Annotated in this window: 16 protein-coding genes; 6 read left to right on the plus strand and 10 right to left on the minus strand. The window is 71.1% G+C overall.

All coding sequences use genetic code 11. The features are described from left to right. Positions 1-342, plus strand: a 342-nt coding sequence (locus ACSGDB_RS02510) for a hypothetical protein (RefSeq protein ID WP_434992594.1), incomplete at its 5' end; no start/stop codon positions are given. A gap of 147 nt (positions 343-489) precedes the next feature. Here the strand turns inward: ACSGDB_RS02510 and tyrS are convergent. The 4 genes from tyrS to ACSGDB_RS02530 are packed head-to-tail and all read right to left on the minus strand — an operon-like array spanning position 490 to position 5,347. Next, positions 490-1,812, minus strand: a complete 1,323-nt coding sequence (gene tyrS, locus ACSGDB_RS02515; protein ID WP_434992595.1) for a tyrosine--tRNA ligase — start codon at positions 1,810-1,812, stop codon at positions 490-492. A 12-nt stretch (positions 1,813-1,824) separates the two neighbouring features. Further along, positions 1,825-4,077 (minus strand): HelD family protein, encoded by a 2,253-nt coding sequence (locus ACSGDB_RS02520; protein ID WP_434992597.1) that lies wholly within the window; start codon positions 4,075-4,077, stop codon positions 1,825-1,827. Between the two features lie 50 nt (positions 4,078-4,127). Next, entirely contained in the window at positions 4,128-4,706 is a 579-nt protein-coding gene (locus ACSGDB_RS02525; protein WP_434992931.1) for an adenine phosphoribosyltransferase, read from the minus strand. Beyond that, complete coding sequence (locus tag ACSGDB_RS02530; RefSeq protein ID WP_434992933.1) at positions 4,706-5,347, minus strand: DNA-3-methyladenine glycosylase; 642 nt, start codon at positions 5,345-5,347, stop codon at positions 4,706-4,708. The genes ACSGDB_RS02525 and ACSGDB_RS02530 overlap by 1 nt, the downstream gene beginning before the upstream one ends. Positions 5,348-5,442: 95 nt before the next feature. On the opposite strand from ACSGDB_RS02530, the gene ACSGDB_RS02535 reads away from it, so the two are divergent. Then, the gene (locus ACSGDB_RS02535; RefSeq protein ID WP_434992598.1) at positions 5,443-6,966 is read left to right on the plus strand and encodes a DNA-3-methyladenine glycosylase 2 family protein; all 1,524 of its coding nucleotides are present in this window, start codon (positions 5,443-5,445) and stop codon (positions 6,964-6,966) included. Between the two features lie 49 nt (positions 6,967-7,015). Continuing rightward, positions 7,016-7,567, plus strand: a complete 552-nt coding sequence (locus tag ACSGDB_RS02540) for a methylated-DNA--[protein]-cysteine S-methyltransferase (RefSeq protein ID WP_434992601.1) — start codon at positions 7,016-7,018, stop codon at positions 7,565-7,567. A gap of 10 nt (positions 7,568-7,577) precedes the next feature. Here ACSGDB_RS02540 and ACSGDB_RS02545 read toward each other — a convergent pair whose 3' ends face one another. From ACSGDB_RS02545 to ACSGDB_RS02555, 3 genes are all read right to left on the minus strand, one after another. Then, positions 7,578-9,482 carry an ABC transporter ATP-binding protein gene (locus ACSGDB_RS02545; protein ID WP_434992603.1) on the minus strand — a complete coding sequence of 635 codons (1,905 nt, stop codon included), beginning with the start codon at positions 9,480-9,482 and terminating at the stop codon, positions 7,578-7,580. Between the two features lie 65 nt (positions 9,483-9,547). After that, on the minus strand, positions 9,548-10,051 hold the full coding sequence (locus ACSGDB_RS02550; protein ID WP_434992604.1) for a hypothetical protein: 504 nt from the start codon (positions 10,049-10,051) through the stop codon (positions 9,548-9,550). Positions 10,052-10,113: 62 nt separating this feature from the next. Beyond that, complete coding sequence (locus tag ACSGDB_RS02555; protein WP_434992606.1) at positions 10,114-11,148, minus strand: FAD-dependent monooxygenase; 1,035 nt, start codon at positions 11,146-11,148, stop codon at positions 10,114-10,116. A gap of 53 nt (positions 11,149-11,201) precedes the next feature. On the opposite strand from ACSGDB_RS02555, the gene ACSGDB_RS02560 reads away from it, so the two are divergent. Together ACSGDB_RS02560 and ACSGDB_RS02565 are read left to right on the plus strand one after the other, a co-directional pair. Beyond that, positions 11,202-11,750, plus strand: a complete 549-nt coding sequence (locus ACSGDB_RS02560) for a TetR/AcrR family transcriptional regulator (RefSeq protein WP_434992608.1) — start codon at positions 11,202-11,204, stop codon at positions 11,748-11,750. Between the two features lie 339 nt (positions 11,751-12,089). After that, positions 12,090-13,064: an excalibur calcium-binding domain-containing protein gene (locus tag ACSGDB_RS02565; RefSeq protein ID WP_434992934.1), complete on the plus strand. Its 975-nt coding sequence runs from the start codon at positions 12,090-12,092 to the stop codon at positions 13,062-13,064. A 101-nt stretch (positions 13,065-13,165) separates the two neighbouring features. On the opposite strand, the gene ACSGDB_RS02570 is transcribed toward ACSGDB_RS02565, so the two are convergent. Continuing rightward, positions 13,166-13,837 carry an NADPH-dependent F420 reductase gene (locus tag ACSGDB_RS02570; protein ID WP_434992609.1) on the minus strand — a complete coding sequence of 224 codons (672 nt, stop codon included), beginning with the start codon at positions 13,835-13,837 and terminating at the stop codon, positions 13,166-13,168. Between the two features lie 207 nt (positions 13,838-14,044). On the opposite strand from ACSGDB_RS02570, the gene ACSGDB_RS02575 reads away from it, so the two are divergent. After that, on the plus strand, positions 14,045-15,043 hold the full coding sequence (locus ACSGDB_RS02575; RefSeq protein WP_434992610.1) for a zinc-binding dehydrogenase: 999 nt from the start codon (positions 14,045-14,047) through the stop codon (positions 15,041-15,043). Positions 15,044-15,089: 46 nt separating this feature from the next. On the opposite strand, the gene argH is transcribed toward ACSGDB_RS02575, so the two are convergent. Together argH and ACSGDB_RS02585 are read right to left on the minus strand one after the other, a co-directional pair. Next, on the minus strand, positions 15,090-16,532 hold the full coding sequence (argH, locus tag ACSGDB_RS02580) for an argininosuccinate lyase (RefSeq protein WP_434992612.1): 1,443 nt from the start codon (positions 16,530-16,532) through the stop codon (positions 15,090-15,092). Beyond that, entirely contained in the window at positions 16,532-17,734 is a 1,203-nt protein-coding gene (locus ACSGDB_RS02585) for an argininosuccinate synthase (RefSeq protein WP_434992613.1), read from the minus strand. The genes argH and ACSGDB_RS02585 overlap by 1 nt, the downstream gene beginning before the upstream one ends. Positions 17,735-17,826: the final 92 nt, after the last annotated feature.

The raw sequence follows: 17,826 nt of genomic DNA on the forward strand, positions 1-17,826 counted from the left end.
TTCGAAACCAGCCAAAAAAACCAGCCACCACACGGGGTGCGGCAACCAGCAAATTCAACCAATCAAAAAACAATCGGTATCAACAAACTTGGCACACTATTGAGTTCTCAAACAACAGGAACAACCGATTACTCACGAAACCCGGCACCATCAGCGCCACTCGGCTTCGCTTTCCCTCGCCGTTGTGTTCACAGCTTATTTCACTTTCTTTTCCCCTGTCAAATCCCCCCGCCGTGGCCTACACCACGAACAAAAGAAATACGACAAAGAACAAACCCACTACAAATAACAGCCGAATTCGCCACCGAAAAAACAGCGCACGAACCAACCACAGGAATTTGAAGGGGATGGTCACCCTCACCGGGGCAACTCAGAAAACACTACACCCCGCACGCCCCCCGAGCAAACCAGCGAGGGTGCCGGATCCGACAGGAGCGCCGGCCCACCCGTGCGGGTGGGCCGGCGCTCCCGGCAAGGACGCCCGTGCCGTCAGCCCACGTCGACCATGGCGAGGTTGCGCTTGCCGCGGCGGACGAGGAGGTAGCGGCCGTGCAGCAGATCGTCCTCGCGGACGATGTGGTCGGCGTCGGTGATCTTGACGTTGTTCACGTAGGCACCGCCTTCCCCGATGGTGCGCCGGGCCGCCGAGTTACTGGCCGACAGCCCGGACGCGACCAGCAGCTCCACGATGCCCAGTCCGTCGCGGGAGATCGCGACGGAATGCAGTTCAGCCGTCGCCGCCTCGAGGGTCGCGAGATCGAGGGACCCGAGATCGCCCTGCCCGAAGAGGGCCGCGGAGGCCGCGATGACCTTCTCGGTGGCCTCGACGCCGTGGACCAGGGCGGTGACGTCGTAGGCCAGTGCGCGTTGCGCTGCCCGCTCGTGCGGCCGGTCGGTGGTCGCATGCTCGAGCGCCTCGATCTCCGCACGGCTGCGGAAGGTGAAGATGCGCAGGCGCTCCGCCACGTCCGCGTCGGAGGTGTTGAGCCAGAACTGGAACATCGCGTAGGGGCTGGTCATGGCGGCGTCGAGCCAGATGGCATTGCCCTCGCTCTTGCCGAACTTCGTGCCGTCCGAGTTGGTGATCAGGGGCGTCCCGATGGCGTGGACGCTCGTGCCCTCCACCTTCCGGACGAGGTCCGTCCCGCTCGTGAGGTTGCCCCACTGGTCCGAGCCTCCCGTCTGGAGGACGCAGCCGTAGTCGCGGAACAGCTGCAGGTAATCCATGCCCTGCAGGATCTGGTAGCTGAACTCGGCGTAGCTGATGCCCTCGTCGGAGTGGAGCCGCTTGGCCACCGTCTCCTTCTTGATCATCGTGCCGACACGGAAATACTTCCCGATGTCGCGCAGGAAGTCGATGACGTTCATGGGACCGGTCCAGTCGAGGTTGTTCACCATCCGCGCGGCGCTCGGTCCCTCGAAGTCGAGGAAGCGGCGCACCTGGGCCTCGAGGGCACCGACCCACTCGGCGACGGTCTCCTTCGTGTTCATGGTGCGCTCCGCCGTCGGCCGCGGATCACCGACGAGGCCCGTCGACCCGCCGACGAGGCCGAGGGGACGGTGGCCGGCGAGCTGGAGGCGTCGCATCGTCAGGAGCTGCACCAGGTTGCCCAGGTGGAGGCTCGCCGCCGTGGGGTCGAACCCGCAGTAGAAGGTGATGGGCGGCCCGCCCAGCAGTTCCTTCAGCTCCCCCTCGTCGGTGGAGACATGGACCAGGCCACGCCACACGAGCTCGTCGTAGATGCCGTCGAAGGACGGGTCGTTGCGCTGGCCTGCGAGGCCACTGACCGGGATCTCTGTTTGCTGGGACACGAGTCCAAATTATCAGTCGGCGATACCGGCAGGAATCCGGCCGCTCGAGATGACGCGGAGGCGCTGCGTGGGGCGGGTCATCGCCACGTACAGGTCGCCCACCCTGGCCGTCGCGGAGTCGAGCATCTCCTGGGGCTCGAGGATCACGACGCCGTCGAACTCCAGGCCCTTCGACTCGCGCGGACTGATCACGACGATGTCCTGGCCGGGCCCGCCCGCTCCGGAACCGACGCGCTCCCGGTACGCGGGGGCGAGGGACTCCCGCACCGCGGGCAGCAGGTGTTCCGGCGCGATGACGGCGAGCAGCCCGCCGTCGATGGCCGCGAGTTCCTCGGGCATGGCCTGCACCAGGCCGGCCACGGCGTCGGCTGCCGTGTCGAGGACCGGCGCGAACCGCCCCTCCCGCACGGCCTTCGGGGCGGACACGACGAGCCCTGCCGCGTTCGCCATGCGCACTGCGGCCTCGGCGATCTGCGCGGGTGTCCGGTAATTGACGGTCAGTTCCTCGAGCTGCCAGCGGTCGCCCACGAAGGGCTCGAGAGCCTGCTGCCAGGACCTCGACCCGGCCGCGGAACTGGTCTGCGCGATGTCCCCGACGATCGTGAAGGACTTCAGCGGGCAGCGCCGCATCAGGAGGCGCCACTGCATCGGGGAGAGCTCCTGGGCCTCGTCGACCACGATGTGCCCGTACGCCCAGGTGCGGTCGACGGAGGCGCGCTCCGCGGCCGACAGCCTCGTGGCGGTCACGGCGTTGTGCTGCGCGAGATCCTCGGCGGTCAGCACGCCGTCCACCCCGGAATCCTCCAGGGAGGCGTTGACGTTCTCGAGGGCACGCTCCGCGTTGGCGAGGTCCCGCTTCTGCTCCTGCTCGCGGGCCGCGGTGTCCCGTCCGGCCGAGGGGTCGAGCTCACCGAGCAGCTCCGCCGCCTCGTCGAGCAGCGGCACGTCCGCCTCCGTCCAGGGCGCGCCGGCGGGCCGGGTGAGGGCCGCCAGCTCGTCCTCGCCCAGGTGGGGCGCCGCGGCACGCAGCAGCTCCGGTCGGGCGAACAGCTCGGACACCAGCTTCTGCGGCGTGAGCGGCATCCACGCGAGGTTGAGGGCGATCCTCACGTCGCGGGAGCTGCGGACGTCCTCGGCGAGGTAGGAGCGGTCGGCGTTGTTGCCGCCACCCGAGGATTCCTCGAGCTTGTCCAGCAGCTGCTCGGTGAGCTCGCGGAGGAGGATCTTGACGAAGGTGACCCGCGCTTCGTTGTGGGGCTTGCCGGTGGCCCGGGCACGCTCCCGCGCCCGGGAGACCTGGCGGGGGGTGAGGGTGAGCATGGTGCCCTCGACGTTGAGGCGCTTGTTCTCCGACGGCACGCGCTCCCGGTTCGCGACGGCGTTGCGGATGACCTCGGCCATCTCCAGCCGGCCCTTGAGGGCCGCGGCCGTCTCGTCGGCCTCCTGCACCGTGCTGACACCGGGCATGAGGGTGCCGATCCCCGCCATGACGACGCCGGTCTCGCCGAGGGACGGCAGGACGCGCTCGATGTACTTCATGAAGGCGTCGGTGGGACCGACCAGCAGCACACCGGCGGACTTCAGCCGGTCGCGGTGCGTGTAGAGGAGGTAGGCGGCACGGTGGAGCGCGACGGCCGTCTTGCCCGTGCCCGGCCCGCCCTGCACCACGGTGACGCCGGGCAGCGGTGCCCGGATGATGCGGTCCTGCTCCGCCTGGATGGTCCCCACGATGTCCGACATCTGGCCGGTGCGCCGCGTGTTCAGCGCCGCGAGCAGGGCACCCTCGCCCTGCAGCGAGTCGTCGTCACCGAGGAGGTCGGCGTCGAGGACGTCGTCCTCGATGGCGACGACGTCGCGCCGCGAGAGGATCAGGTGCCGGCGACGTCGCACCCCCATGCGCTCGAAGGCCGTCGCCTGGTAGAACGTGCCGGCCTCGGGGGCCCGCCAGTCGACCATGAGCTGCCGGAGGTCCTCGTCGGAGAGCCCGATGCGGCCGATGTACCGCTGGTCGCCGTCGTCGAGGTCCAGGCGCCCGAACACGAGGCGGTCGTCGACGGCGTTGAGTTGCGCGAGGCGGTCCTCGTACATGGTCGCGAAGGCGTCCCGCTCGGAGCGGTTCTGGTGGGATCCGGCCGCCTGCGTGCGCCGGACCTCGGCGAGCTGCCGGGCCTTCTCCGCACGCAGTTCGTCGAGACGGTGGTACAGGCCATCGACGTAGCCGCGCTCGTGCTCCAGCTCGGCCCTGGCCTGGGAGGTCTCGTGCATCGGACATTTCCTTCCATCAAGGCGGACCGTCAATCCTAGCGGAGTGGACGCTACACGGTTTCGATCGCGTGCACCCGTCGGCCCGCCAGGGCGTCGCGTCCGGCGAGGTCCGCGAGCTCCAGGACCACGCCGCAGCCGACGACGACGGCGCCGGCCTGTTCGAGCAACGCGCCCGCCGCGACGAGTGTTCCCCCCGTGGCGAGGACGTCGTCGAGCAGGAGGACGCGTGTCCCGGCGGGAAGGTCCGCCTGATGGATCTCGAGAGTGGCCTCACCGTATTCGAGGGCGTAGGACTCCCGGTACACGGCACGGGGCAGCTTGCCCGCCTTGCGGACGGTGACGACGCCGGTGCCGGTCGCGTACCCGACGGCGGCGGCCAGGAGGAAGCCGCGGGCCTCCACCCCGGCGACGGCGTCGAACTGGCCCGCGAAGTGTTCGGCGAGCGCGTCGACGACCGCGCGGAAGCCCCGCGCGTCGGAGAACACCGGCGTGAGGTCCCTGAACACGATGCCGGGCGCGGGAAAGTCGGGGACCACCGCGCACAGGCGATCGACGGCCTCCCGGGCATGCGCGGCGAGCGCCGTTGCGCCTGCGGTGTGCGTGGGAAGGAGGTCCGTCCGGCTGATCATCACGGATCAACCCTACGGGCCGCGGGGAGTTTCCCCGGACGGTAGCGGGAGACCGTCGGTTCCTCCGGGAGCCAGAAACGCCACGGGTACTCCCCCGTGCCGGCGATGCCGCTGACGCCCACGCGCGGTCCGCTCAGGACCGCCGTCGCGGGCTGCTCCGGCAGGACCAGCCGGAACGGGTGTGCCAGCACGTCCGCGCCGTCGTTCCGGCGGTCGAGGCCCAGCGCCTGGGCGAGGCGTGCGGGTCCCCGGGCGAGATCGAGATCCTTCGCCGGCCGCGACCGCCGTTCGCGGGCGAGGTCCGCGCCGTCGACGATCTCCCCTGCCCGCAGGAGCAGGCCCGTGGCCCACCCCTCCTCGCCGCACACGATGTTGGCGCAGTAGTGCATGCCGTAGGTGAAGTAGACGTACAGGTGCCCCGCGGGCCCGAACATCGTCGCGTTCCGCGCGGTCCGGCCCCGGAACGCGTGGGAGCCGGGGTCGTCCGGGCCGAGGTAGGCCTCGACCTCCGTGATGCGGACGGTGACGTCGCCGTCGTCGGTGCCGTGGGTCAGGTGCGCGCCCAGCAGTGAGGGGGCGACCTCGAGGGCGCTGCCGCCCAGCCGTGCACGGGTGTCCGGGTCCGTCCCGCTCTCGTCGATCACGCTTCGACCGTAGCAAAGGCCTCCCCCGCCCCTCCGACCACCGTGTCCGAATCCCGCTAGTCGGGTCATCGGCGGGGTGGCAGGATGACGGCATGGACTTCTGGCAGCAGTACCGGGCGATCGACGCCCGGGACGCCCGCTTCGACGGGCAGTTCGTGACCGCTGTCTCGAGCACGGGCATCTACTGCCGCCCCTCCTGCCCGGCGCGGACACCGAAGCCCGCCAACGTCACCTTCTACCGCACCTCGGCCGCCGCGCACGACGCCGGGTACCGCGCGTGCAGGCGGTGCCTCCCCGAGGCCGTGCCCGGGGACCCGGAGTGGAATCTGCGCACGGACGCCGCGGCCCGGGCCATGCGCCTCATCGCCGACGGGGAGGTGGACCGGTCGGGCGTGCCCGGTCTGGCGGCGCGTCTCGGCTACTCCCCGAGACAGCTCAACCGGATCCTGAGGGACGAACTCGGGGCCGGAGCGCTCGCACTGGCCCGCGCCCACCGTGCCCAGACCGCCCGGACCCTCCTCACCGCCACGACGCTCCGCTTCGCCGACGTGGCCTTCGCCGCGGGCTTCGGGAGCATCCGCCAGTTCAACGACACCATCCAGCAGGTCTTCGATCTCACGCCGGGGCAGCTGCGGGAGGCCGCCCCGCGGCGGCGCGGGACCACCGGTCCGCCCGGGGCCGACCCCGGCGGGCCGCTGCGGCTCTCGCTGTCCCTGCCCGCGCGGTTGCCGTACGACAACGGCATCTTCCGCTTCCTCGCCGCCCGCGCCGTGCCGGGGCCGGAGATCGCCACGGCGACGAGCTACGAGCGCCTGCTCCGCCTGCCGGCCGGCCCCGCCTGGTTCAGGGCGGAGGCCGTCAGACCGCAGGGGAACGGGAGGGCCGCCCTGCCCGTCACCGTCTCGCTCACGGGGCTCGCGGACCTCCCGCCCCTGCTCAGCCGCATCCGGCGGCTGTTCGATCTCGACGCCGACCCCGTGGCGGTCGACGCCGCACTGTCCCGCGACGCCCGCTTCGCGGCGCTGGTCGCCGAGAGTCCGGGCCTGCGCCTGCCCGGGTCGCTGGATCCTCACGAGACGCTGATCCGCGCGATCGCCGGGCAGCAGGTCACGGTGGCCTCGGCGACGACGGCCCTCGGCCGGCTCGCCGCGGCGGGCCCCGCCGTCAGGATGCCGGGCACCGGGCTGGACCGGTACTTCCCCTCCGCCGAGGACCTCGCCGCAGCACCCGGGCGGCTGCTGCGGGGACCGCGCCGCCGGGACGCTGCGCTGCGTGCGACGGCCGGGAAACTCGCCGCCGGAACCCTCGCGCTGGGAGTCGGGTCCGCCCCCGCCGAACTGCGGGAGGACCTGTTGCGGCTGGACGGCGTGGGACCCTGGACGGCGGACTACGTCGCCATGCGTGTGCTCGGCCAGCCCGACATCCAGCCGGCCGGGGACGCCGCCGTCCGCAACGGCTGGGCCCGGTCCACGCAGCGGTCCGCGCTCGGCTCCCCCACCACCCTCGAGGCGGCGATGACCGGCGTCCGGCCCTGGCGCTCCTACGCCACCCTCCATCTGTGGCGGGCCGCTGCCCCACCGACCGGAGCCGAAGGAGCCGTCGATGACGCCGCCTGAGTACCTCCCCACGCACCCTGGACCGACCCACCGAACGGATGTCCCCGCCATGAGCCCGACCCTCACCACCCTCACCCCCGCCGTCCCCCGCGGCGCCACCCTGGAGACCGTCGAGACGCCCGACGGCTTCTTCACGATCATCGAGGCGGAAGGAGCGGTCCTCTCCTCGGGATGGACCGCCCTCCCCGAGGAGCTGACCGGGCAGATCCACCCGAGTCTCCTGGCGGCCCGCTTCGACCCGGCGGCCTCCGCCCTCCGGCCCGCCCTCGACGCCGTGGCCCGCTACTACGACGGCGACGTCGACGCCGTCGCGGCGGTGCGGGTGCGCCAGGCCTCGGGACCGTTCCGCGCGCACGCGTGGGACGTCCTGCGCACCATCGGCCCCGGCGCGCCGGTCACCTACCTCGAGTACGCGGCCCGGGCAGGCAACCCGACGGCGGTCCGGGCCGCGGCGGGGGCGTGTGCCAGGAACGCGGCTGCGCTCTTCGTCCCCTGCCACCGGGTCATCAGGACGGACGGCTCGCTGGGTGGGTTCCGCTGGGGGCTGCCGCTCAAGCAGCGGCTCCTCGACCGGGAGGCAGGCCGGATGCCCGCCGCGTGAGCCGTCCGTCTCAGGCGTGGGCGACCAGCCGCTGCCGGGCCGCCATGTCGCGGTAGAGATCACTCGTCCCGAGGAGCTCGTCGTGCGTGCCGACGGCGGCGACCCTCCCCTGGTCGAGCACCACGATCTGGTCGAAGTCCGCCACGGTGGAGAGGCGGTGGGCGACGACGACGACCGTGCGGTCGCGCGAGGCCTCTCCCAGGGTCTGCTGGAGCAGCTGCTCGGTCCGCGAATCGACGGCCGACGTCGGCTCGTCCATCAGCAGGAGGGGACGGTCGGCGAGGATCACCCGGGCCCACGCCAGCCGCTGTCGCTGGCCGCCCGAGAGCCGGATCCCGTCCTCCCCCAGATTGAGCTCCAGGCCGTCCTCCGACCGATCGCCCAGCGCGTCGAGGCCGACCGCCGCGAGGACGCGGCGCAGCTGGTCGTCGGTGGCGTGCGGCGCGGCCAGCCGGAGGTTGTCGGCCAGGGTGCCGCTGAGCACGGGGGCCTCCTGCTCCACGAGGCCGATGCGCGAGCGCAGTTCGGAGCGCCGGATCCCGGGCAGGGGGACGCCGTCGAGCAGGATGCCGCCCGCCGTCGGTTCGTAGAACCGCTCCAGCAGGGCCAGCACGGTGGACTTGCCGGCGCCCGAGGGGCCCACGAGGGCCGTCCTGCTGCCCGCGGGGACGGTGAAGCTGACGCCGTCGAGCACCGGCCGCCCCGCAGCGTCCGTCCCGTGCCCCGCCGGGGAGCCCACGTCCGGTGAGACGGGCGACACGGGCGACCCCGGGTCGTCGGCCGGCGTCCGTGATCCGTCGGCGGCCGCCGCGCCGTCCGCCGGTGTCACGCCGTCGTCGTCGCCGTAGCGGAAGCTGACGTCGCGCAGCTCGATGCTGCCGCCGCGGGATGCCCGACCCGTGGACCCTGTCGCTCGGGGCATGGGCCGTTCCCGGCTGTCCTCGTCCGCGCGTTCCGGCTCCAGCCGCGCGATCTCCTGGATGCGGTCCAGCGCCGCGAGGCCGGACTGGATCTGCACGAACGCGCTCATGGCCGAGCCGATGGGCATCACGAGCAGGAACAGGTACAGGATGAAGGCGATGAGGTCGCCGAGCAGCAGGGCGCCCGCGGCCACCCGGATGCCGCCGACGGCCAGGACCACGATGAACGCGCCCTGGACGCAGATGGACATGATCGGCTGGACAGCGGCCTGCAACCGGGCCATGGCGATGCCGGCGTTGTACGCCGTCGTCGCCTCCACGTCGATCACCGCGGCCTCGCGCTCCTCGGCGACGGACGCCTTGATGGTGCGGATGCCGGAGAGTCCCCGCTCGACGGCGGCGGTCATGGAGCCGACGGCGTCCTGGACGTCGCGGCTGCGGGTGCGGATGAGGCGTCCGAGGAAGACGACACCGCCGGCGCCCACCAGGACGGCGGACAGGGTGATCCCGAAGAGCAGGGGGTCGATGAGGACCATGAGGACGACGGCCGCGCAGAACATGAGGACGGACGAGACGATCTCGAACAGGCCGGACGTGATGACGCTGCGCATCAGTGTCGTGTCGGAGCCGACCCGCGACATGAGGTCGCCGACCCGCCGGCGGTCGAACTCGCGCACGGGCAGTGCGAGCAGCTGCCCCACGAGGGACCGCCGTACGCCGAGGACCACGGATTCCGCGGTCCTCTGGAGGAGGTAGGACTGCGCTGCCCCGAAGACGGCCCCGAAGAGGGTGACGGCGACGAGGAGCCAGACGAAGACGGTGGCAGGACGGCTCGCGGATACGGCGTTGACGAGTTGCTGCACCATGAGCGGCTGGGCGATCGAGAGGCCCGTCGAGACGAGGGAGACGACGGCGACCAGGACGAGGACGCGCACGTGCCCCCGCAGGTAGGGGAAGAATTCCCGGAGCGTGGCGCGCGGGACGATGGGCTGCATGCTCACACGATGCGCCGGGAGGTGACCGCTGTCAAAGTACTTCGCGACGGGCGTAGCAGGGCGGCTCAGCCGGCCGCGCTGTGGATCGGAGGCACCCCGTTGATGCGGCGGAGGAACCGCACCCAGGGTGACCATCGTGCGGGACCGTCGCGCAGCTGCCCGGTGGACCCACGTTCGAGGTTGTCGAACAGATCCTGGAGGAGCGCCTCGTGCACCCAGCGGATCATGAGGGGCCAGAGGAGGAGCATCCGCCCGCTCAATCGCCCGTGGAGGATGTGCGTGGCGAGACACCGCGCGGCTCCGAGCGGTTCGAGGAGGAACTCGTGATAGCCGCCGATGCCGAGGCCCGGACGGAACTCCAGGCGGATGCGCGTACCCGGCTCGTAGTCGACGACGCTGTACCTGATGGGCCCGTGGCCGCCCGTCGAACCGATGCGGAGACCGGCGTCGAGCTCGATCGCCGGCCAGCCCGCGGGCCAGACCCGGTCGTCGGGGCCGGCCAGGCCGTCGAGCAGTACACCGACGTCCGCTGCGGACGCCTCTATCTGACGTCGTTGAATATTACGCATCGTTCCTCCATGTGGTTGCTGTCCGGACGGGGAAGGCCTTCACGGCGCACCGGCTCACCGGCTCACCAACGGGCGTGATCGAGGCCCGCGGCGGCGACCTGCGGTCGTGGCCGGCCGTGAAGAACCGTGTGCACAGCTGCGGATCCGGTCGCGATCCGTTGGGTGACCCGCCGCCGGGACGTGTCGTAGGCAGCCAGTGCGCGGTCCATGCTGTCGTGGGTCCCGAGATTCCGCACCAGGGACATCGCGTCGAGGATCGCTTCATTGGCGCCGCGCCCGAGGTCGGGCGTCATCGCATGGGCCGCATCACCGATGAGGGCCACATTGCCCTTGTAGTAGAGCGGCAGCCTCCGCGCCAGATGATGGATCTCGTGCCGCAGGATGCTCCCCTCGGTGATGCGTCTGACCGTCGCGGCCACCTCCCCGTTCCAGTGCCCGAACAACCGCCGAAGCTCCTCGAGCTGCGGTCCCGCCGACGCGGGCCGGGTCGGCGGCAGTGTTGCCGTCGCATACCAGTTCGCCCCTCCGCCCGGTCGGCTACTGATACCGAAGCGGCGTCGCCACCCCCAGTACTCGGTCAGGCCCGACGTCGTCACCTCCGCCGTTCCCCGCCACACGGTGGTTCCCGTAGCGGTTGCCCGGTAGGCCGGACCGAACAGCTGACGGCGCAGGGCGCTGTGGACGCCGTCGGCTCCTACGACGAGATCGGCCTCGACGCAGACACCTGGAAGGTCGTGAACCGCCAGGGGGCGGCCGAGAGCGAGCGCGGTGTCCGGCAGCGAGTCCCGCAGAAGACCGATGAGGTCCGAGCGCTCGATCATGACGGAGCCGGCGGCGGGCAACGACGGCGTCAGCGGCAGACCCCTCCGCGTGCGTAGCCGAAGACCGGTGAGTGGAGCTGACCGAGCATCGATACCGGGGCCGAACCCGAGGGATCGGAGCTCGCGCACTGTCGCCCCGTGCAACAGGACGGCCGTTCCGGAGGTGCGCACCTCCGCCTCCTGCTCCAGGACCCGCACCGACCATCCTGCACGGTGCAGACCGACCGCTACGGCAAGTCCTGCGATCCCCGCGCCCACAACTGTCGCTGTCGTCATGCCGCGACCGTACTACGTTTGTAGTTCAGCCACAACAGATGTAGTTTCGTCGGGTGGAACGTCGAGAACTGCTCTGCTCCGCCGCGGTATCCCTGCTCGCCGCGGGCGGGCCACGGGCGCTGACGCACCGTGCCGTGGACCGCACGGCGGGGGTGCCTCTCGGCTCGACGTCGAACCTCTTCAGGACCCAGGAAGCACTGGTGGGCGCTGTGGTCGATTTCCTGGTGCAGGCGGACTATCGCGGACTGGCGCGCCTCCAGGGCGAGAGTCCGGAGAATGCGAAGGATCTGGCGACGGTCCTCGCCCGTTTCGTCTCGGCATCCCGGACTACGGGGCGGGAGTACGCGCGGGCGCGGCAGGCGCTTCTGGTCCACGCCTCGGACGCACCGTCGTCCGGGGCGGCCCTCGCCGAGGGCCGGCAGCGACTTATCGCGTGGGGTTCGGACGCCCTGAGATCCATCGGCGCCACCCGCCCGGAGGAGAAGTCCGCCCTGATCGTCGGGATGGTCGACGGGTTGATCAGCGCAACGGTCTTTCTGGACCTCCCGATCCGGGAACAGGCGCTGGCCTCCGCCATCGATGCCATCATCACCGATACCTGAGGCCGTGATCGGCCGGCGACCCGCACTGGTCCCGGCCGGACGATAGACAGTCCCCTGATAAGTAGTTTTTCGAGTAGTTGCCTCGCGCATTGCTCGTAGAAACTACCTGTTTTCTCAGCCCAGCCCGTCAATTCTCGCGTAGTCGCTGCTCGTGATTCCCCTTCCGCCGCTTCATAAATTGAGTGTCGTACCACCGGACACTTCGCGCGAGGGGACCGCGCCTTCTGCATTCTTCCGGGAAGTCGACGCAGCATCCACGGCCTCTGACGACGCTCTCGCTGGGGGCGACCCACGCGCACGTCCATACCCGAACTCCATCAACAGGAACAACAGGTGAACATGAACAAGCGCACCGGGCTACTCGCCCTCGCCGTCACTGCCGGTCTCAGCACGTTCTCCATCGCACCGGCGCTCGCAACAGGCCCCATGACCGGTCCGGACCGGCAGGTCTGCGGCGAAGGTACGAGCGGCAAGATCGACGTTTCCGGAGGACAGACGGCGATCGTCGTCACGGCGCCGGAGGGACAGCTCATCGCGAGCTACTGCGTCAAGGCCGGCTCCTCGAAGCAGGGCGAAGGTCCCCAGAACGTCGAACTGGTCCCCCCCGTGTCCCAGGTGACGATCAGCCACGCCAGCGGCAAGGACATCTCCCACTACTCCTACACCCTGGTTCCCGCGCCTGTCGTCGTCACCCCGGAGGTCCCGGAGACCCCGACCCCCGAGGTCCCGGAAACCCCTGCGGTACCCGTCCCGGAAACTCCTGAGGTCCCCCAGGAGCCGACGCCCGAGCTTCCCGTGGAGGAGACCCCCGCCGAGGAGCCGCCCGTCGAGGTCCCCGAAGAGGAGACCCCCGTCAGCGAGGCTCCCGCCGAGGGTGCCCCTGTTGCCGAGGCGCCTGCCGAGGTCCCCGTGACGGTGGAAGTGCCCCTCACGCCCGTTGTCGTCACGGACACCCCCGACAACGTTCTCCCGGTGCTCGACCACGCAGCAGCGGGTGTCCGGTACGAGAACTGCGCGGAGGTCCGGGACGTCCTGGGCCGGTCCATCCTCCTGGGTGAGGAGGGCTTCCGCGCCGGTCTCGACCGGGACGGCGACGGTGTCGGCTGTGAGCTCGAGACCGTCGGCGACCGGACCACCGGAAGCACCACCGGCAGTCGTGCCGTTCTCGAGGGTGCTCCCCGCACGGGGCAGCTCGCCTACACGGGCACCGACGACAGCGTGAAGCTCGCCGGCGGCATCGGCGCCGGCCTCCTGGCCCTCGGTGCCGGTGTGGTCCTCGCAGGCCGTGGCCGTCACCGCGCGGTCGACGCGTAGCACGATCGAGTAGCAGACGCGTAGGGGCCGGTTCTGACGAACCGGCCCCTACGCGTGCGTCGCTCGAGCCCCTGCGGTTCCGGACGGCAGACCGGTGAGCCTCAGCGAACGACCTTGACGTTGAAGAGCGGGGTACCGAGGGCACCCCAGAGGCGGAGCCAGACGGGCAGCAGCATCTCGGGGCCCCGGGCCGTGGTGATGTCGCCGAGGTCGATGACGTCCTGGTGACCGAGGTCGGTCAGCAGCGCTGTGACGGTGCGCTTGGCGTCGGCGTCGTTCCCGGAGACGAAGACGGTGCCGGCCTCGGGCAGGTTCCCGGGGTACGCCATCAGCTCTGCGGTGAGGGTATTGAGGGACTTCACGACGTGGGCGGTGGGGAAGGCGCGCTGGATCTGCTCGCCGAGGGAGTCGGTGTCCTTGACGAGCAGGGTCGGCGGCATGCCGCCGCTGAAATCGAGGGGGTTGGCGAGGTCCAGGATGGTCCTGCCGGCGAGGATCTGCTCCCCGACCCGGGTCAGGACGTCCAGCGATGCTCCGCCGTTCGTGGCGTTGATGACGAGGTCTGCCCCCGCTGCGGCGTCGGCGAAGCCGGCTAGGGCCACTGCGGGATGCTCACCGGCCCAGGCCGCGAAGGACTCGTGGCTCATGCCCTCCGTACGCGCCAGTGTCGCTTCTGTGTCGCGTGTGCCGATGGTGACATCGTGGCCCAGTCCGGCGAGCCGCGCGGCGAGAGTGCGCCCTACGGAGCCGGTTCCGAGGATGGCGATCTTCATGGCGTGGTCTCCTCCATCTGTCCGAGCCGGGTTGTGGCCCGGAGTGACGCATCGTCCCCGACAGTCTGTGCCGGATCGATCCGTCTGTCGAGGCACGACGACCGGCCCTCGGGTGACGAGGTCGGGACTCCCGCCGGTGTGCCCGCAGTCGCCGTACGCTGGCACCATGACCATCGCGTGGACGCTTGCACCCCGAGGATCGTTCGGATGATGCGGGCACTCCTCCTCGACCGGCCCGGCCCGCCGTCGTCCCTGCACCTGGGCGAGGTACCCCGGCCGGAGCCCGGCATCGGGGAGGTCCTCGTGCGCGTCGACGCCGTCGGCCTCAACCCGGTCGACTACCAGATCGCCTCGGGCGGGCACCCGTCCTGGACCTACCCGCACATTCCCGGCCTGGACATCGCCGGTGTGGTCCAGGGCACGGGAGACGGGCCGGACGCCCGCATGCCGGCGGGCACCCGGGTGGTGTGGCACCAGGACCTGCGGCGACCCGGCGGGCTGGCAGACTTCGTCACTGCTCCGGCCGACGTCCTGGCGGTGGTGCCGCCACGGATCGGCATGACCGTCGCAGCGAGCCTTCCGTGCGCCGGCATGACGGCCTACCAGGCCGTGGTGCGCAGGCTCCGGGTCAGGCGCGGCCAGTCCGCCCTGGTCCAGGGCGCCGCGGGCGGCGTCGGGGGGTTCGCGGTCCAGCTCCTGACGGCAGCCGGGGCCAGGGTGACGGCCACCGCCTCGCCGTCCAACCATGCCTACGTCGGCGGCCTCGGCGCCACGACGGTGCTGGACTACCGTCGGGCGGACCTGGACGCCGCCCTCCGGGCTGCCACGGCAGGGCGGGGGTTCGACGCCGTAGTGGACGCGGTGTCGCCCGCGTCCGCGGCCCAGGGGCTGCTGCTCCTCCATCACGGGGGCGGACTGGCATCGGTTGCGGGGCGCGCGTCGCTGGATGCCGTCGAGCCGTTCGGCATCGCCCCGAGCCTGCACGAGATCGCCCTCGGGGCGGCGTACACGCACGGTGACGACGGGGACCGGGCCGACCTGGCCGGCATGCTCACGGAGCTGCTGCGGCTCGTCGACGAGGGCACGCTGAACCCGCTGCCGATCGAGACCGTCCGCCTGGCGGACGCGCCCGATTCCCTCGCCCGCCTGGCCGGACGCCATGTGCGGGGGAAGATCGTCGTACGGATGGGGCAGTCCCGGGAGTGAGGGACGGCGGCGCGGCCCCGGTCAGGAGCCGCGCCGCGGTCGACGGTCAGCCCGCGGCGTAGGCCTCGACGCCGTCGAGCTCGGCCCGGAGTGCGCTGAGCTGGCGCCGGACGGCGGCCGGAGCCGTCCCGCCCTGCGCGTCGCGGCTGGCCAGCGACCCCTCGACCGTGAGGACCTCCCGCACCGCCGGAGTGAGGTGCGCGGAGATCCCGACGAACTCGTCGTCCGTCAGATCCCACAGCTCGACGCCGCGCTGCTCGGCGATGCGGACGGCGGCACCGGAGAGCTCGTGCGCCTCCCGGAACGGCACACCCTGCCGGACGAGCCATTCGGCGATGTCGGTCGCCAGCGCGAATCCCTGGGGCGCGAGGGACGCCAGGCGCTCCGTGTCGAAGACGAGGGTCGCGATCATGCCGGACACCGCGGGCAGCAGGACCTCGAGGGTGTCGACGGCGTCGAACACCGGCTCCTTGTCCTCCTGCAGGTCGCGGTTGTAGGCCAGGGGCAGTCCTTTGAGCGTGGCGAGCAGGCCGGTCAGGTCGCCGATCAGGCGCCCGGCCTTGCCGCGGGCGAGCTCGGCGACGTCCGGGTTCTTCTTCTGCGGCATGATCGACGAGCCGGTGGAGAAGGCGTCGTCGAGCGTGACGAAGGAGAACTCCTTCGTGGCCCAGATGATGATCTCCTCGCTCACGCGGGAGAGGTCCACCCCGATCATCGCCGCGACCCAGGCGAACTCCGCGTACACGTCCCGCGCCGCCGTCCCGTCGATCGAGTTGTGCGTCGCGGAGAAGAAGCCCAGGTCCGCGGCGACCGATTCCGGGTCGAGGCCCAGGGACGACCCCGCGAGGGCACCCGATCCGTAGGGTGAGATCCCGGCGCGGCGATCCCAGTCCTGCAGGCGCTGCACGTCCCGCAGCAGTGCCCACGCGTGAGCCAGCAGATGGTGGCTCAGCAGGACCGGCTGCGCATGCTGCAGGTGCGTCCGTCCCGGCATGGGCACCTCGAGGTGCGCCTCGGCCTGGTCCACCAGGGCGCCGATCGTCGCGAGGACTCCCCGGGCGATGATCCGGGCGTGGGCCCGCAGGTACATGCGGCCGAGCGTCGCCACCTGGTCGTTGCGGGACCGGCCGGCGCGCAGCTTGCCGCCGAGCGCCGGTCCGGCGCGCTCGATGAGGCCGCGTTCCAGCGACCCGTGCACGTCCTCGTCGCTCTGCGCCGGCGTGTAGGCGCCGGAGCGCACGTCGGCGTCGAGGCGGTCGAGGGCGTCGATCATCCCGGCGAGCTCGCCGTCGTCGAGCAGGCCCGCGCGGTGGAGCACACGGGCGTGGGCGCGGGAGCCCTCGATGTCGTAGACCGCGAGCCGCCAGTCGAAGTGCGTCGACTTGCTGAGCGCGGCGAGGGCGTCGGCGGGGCCGCCGGCGAACCGGCCACCCCACAGCGAGCCCTCGTTCGTCCCCTTCCGACCGGGGACCTGGTGCTCTGGAGCCATCAGGCGCCCGCCCGCTGGTCCCGGCTCGAGGCCACCTTGGACGACAGGCCGAAGATCTCGATGAAGCCGCGGGCCATCGACTGGTCGAAGGTGTCGCCGGAATCGTAGGTCGCGAGGTTGAAGTCGTAGAGCGCGACGTCGGAGCGGCGGCCGGTGACGGTCGCGCGGCCACCGTGCAGGTCCATGCGGATGTCGCCCGTGACGTACTTCTGCGTGTCGTCGACGAAGGTGTCCAGCGAGCGCTTCAGCGGGGAGAACCACTGGCCGTCGTACACCAGCTCGGTCCAGCGCTGGTCGACGGTCTTCTTGAAGCGGGCCTGCTCGCGCTCGATGGTGACGTTCTCGAGCTCGCGGTGCGCGGCGATGAGCGCCATGGCGCCGGGAGCCTCGTAGATTTCGCGGCTCTTGATGCCGACCAGGCGGTCCTCGACGATGTCGATGCGGCCGATCCCCTGCGCGCCGGCGCGGCGGTTGAGCTCCTCGATGGCCTGCAGCGGCGTGACGGCGTTGCCGTCGATGGCCACGGGGATGCCTTCCTTGAAGGAGATGACCACCTCGTCGGCGGCGGGCGGGAACTCGGGCGACGCCGTGTAGTCGTACACGTCCTTGGTGGGGCCGTTCCAGATGTCCTCGAGGAATCCGGTCTCGACGGCGCGTCCCCAGACGTTCTGGTCGATGGAGAACGGGTTCTTCTTGGTGGTCTCGATCGGCAGGCCCTTCTCCTCGGCGAAGGCGATGGCCTTGTCCCGCGTGAGGGCGAGGTCGCGGACCGGAGCGATGCACTTCAGGTCGGGGCCGAGGGTCTGGATGCCCACCTCGAAGCGCACCTGGTCGTTGCCCTTGCCGGTGCAGCCGTGGGACACGGTGGTCGCACCGAACTCGCGGGCGGCGGCGACGAGGTGCTTGACGATCACGGGGCGGGAGAGCGCGGAGACGAGGGGGTAGGCGTCCATGTAGAGCGCGTTCGTCTTCAGGGCGGGCATGCAGTACTCGGTCGCGAACTCCTCGCGGGCGTCGGCCACGTAGGCCTCGACGGCGCCGCAGCCGAGGGCCCGCTGGCGGATGGTCTCGAGGGACTCGCCGCCCTGTCCGACGTCGACGGCCACGGCGATCACCTCGGCCCCGGTGGCTTCGGCGATCCAGCCGATGGCGACGGAGGTGTCGAGTCCGCCGGAGTAGGCGAGGACGATGCGTTCGGTCACGGGAGGTGCTCCTTCGATTGTCCGGGCGGTGCGCCCGGGGGTGTCAGGTGTGTTGATGGTCAGGGTGTCATGCGGCCGGCGGATGTCCAGCG

The organism is Arthrobacter sp. Ld5 (assembly GCF_051172775.1).
GTDB lineage: Bacteria > Actinomycetota > Actinomycetes > Actinomycetales > Micrococcaceae > Arthrobacter_D.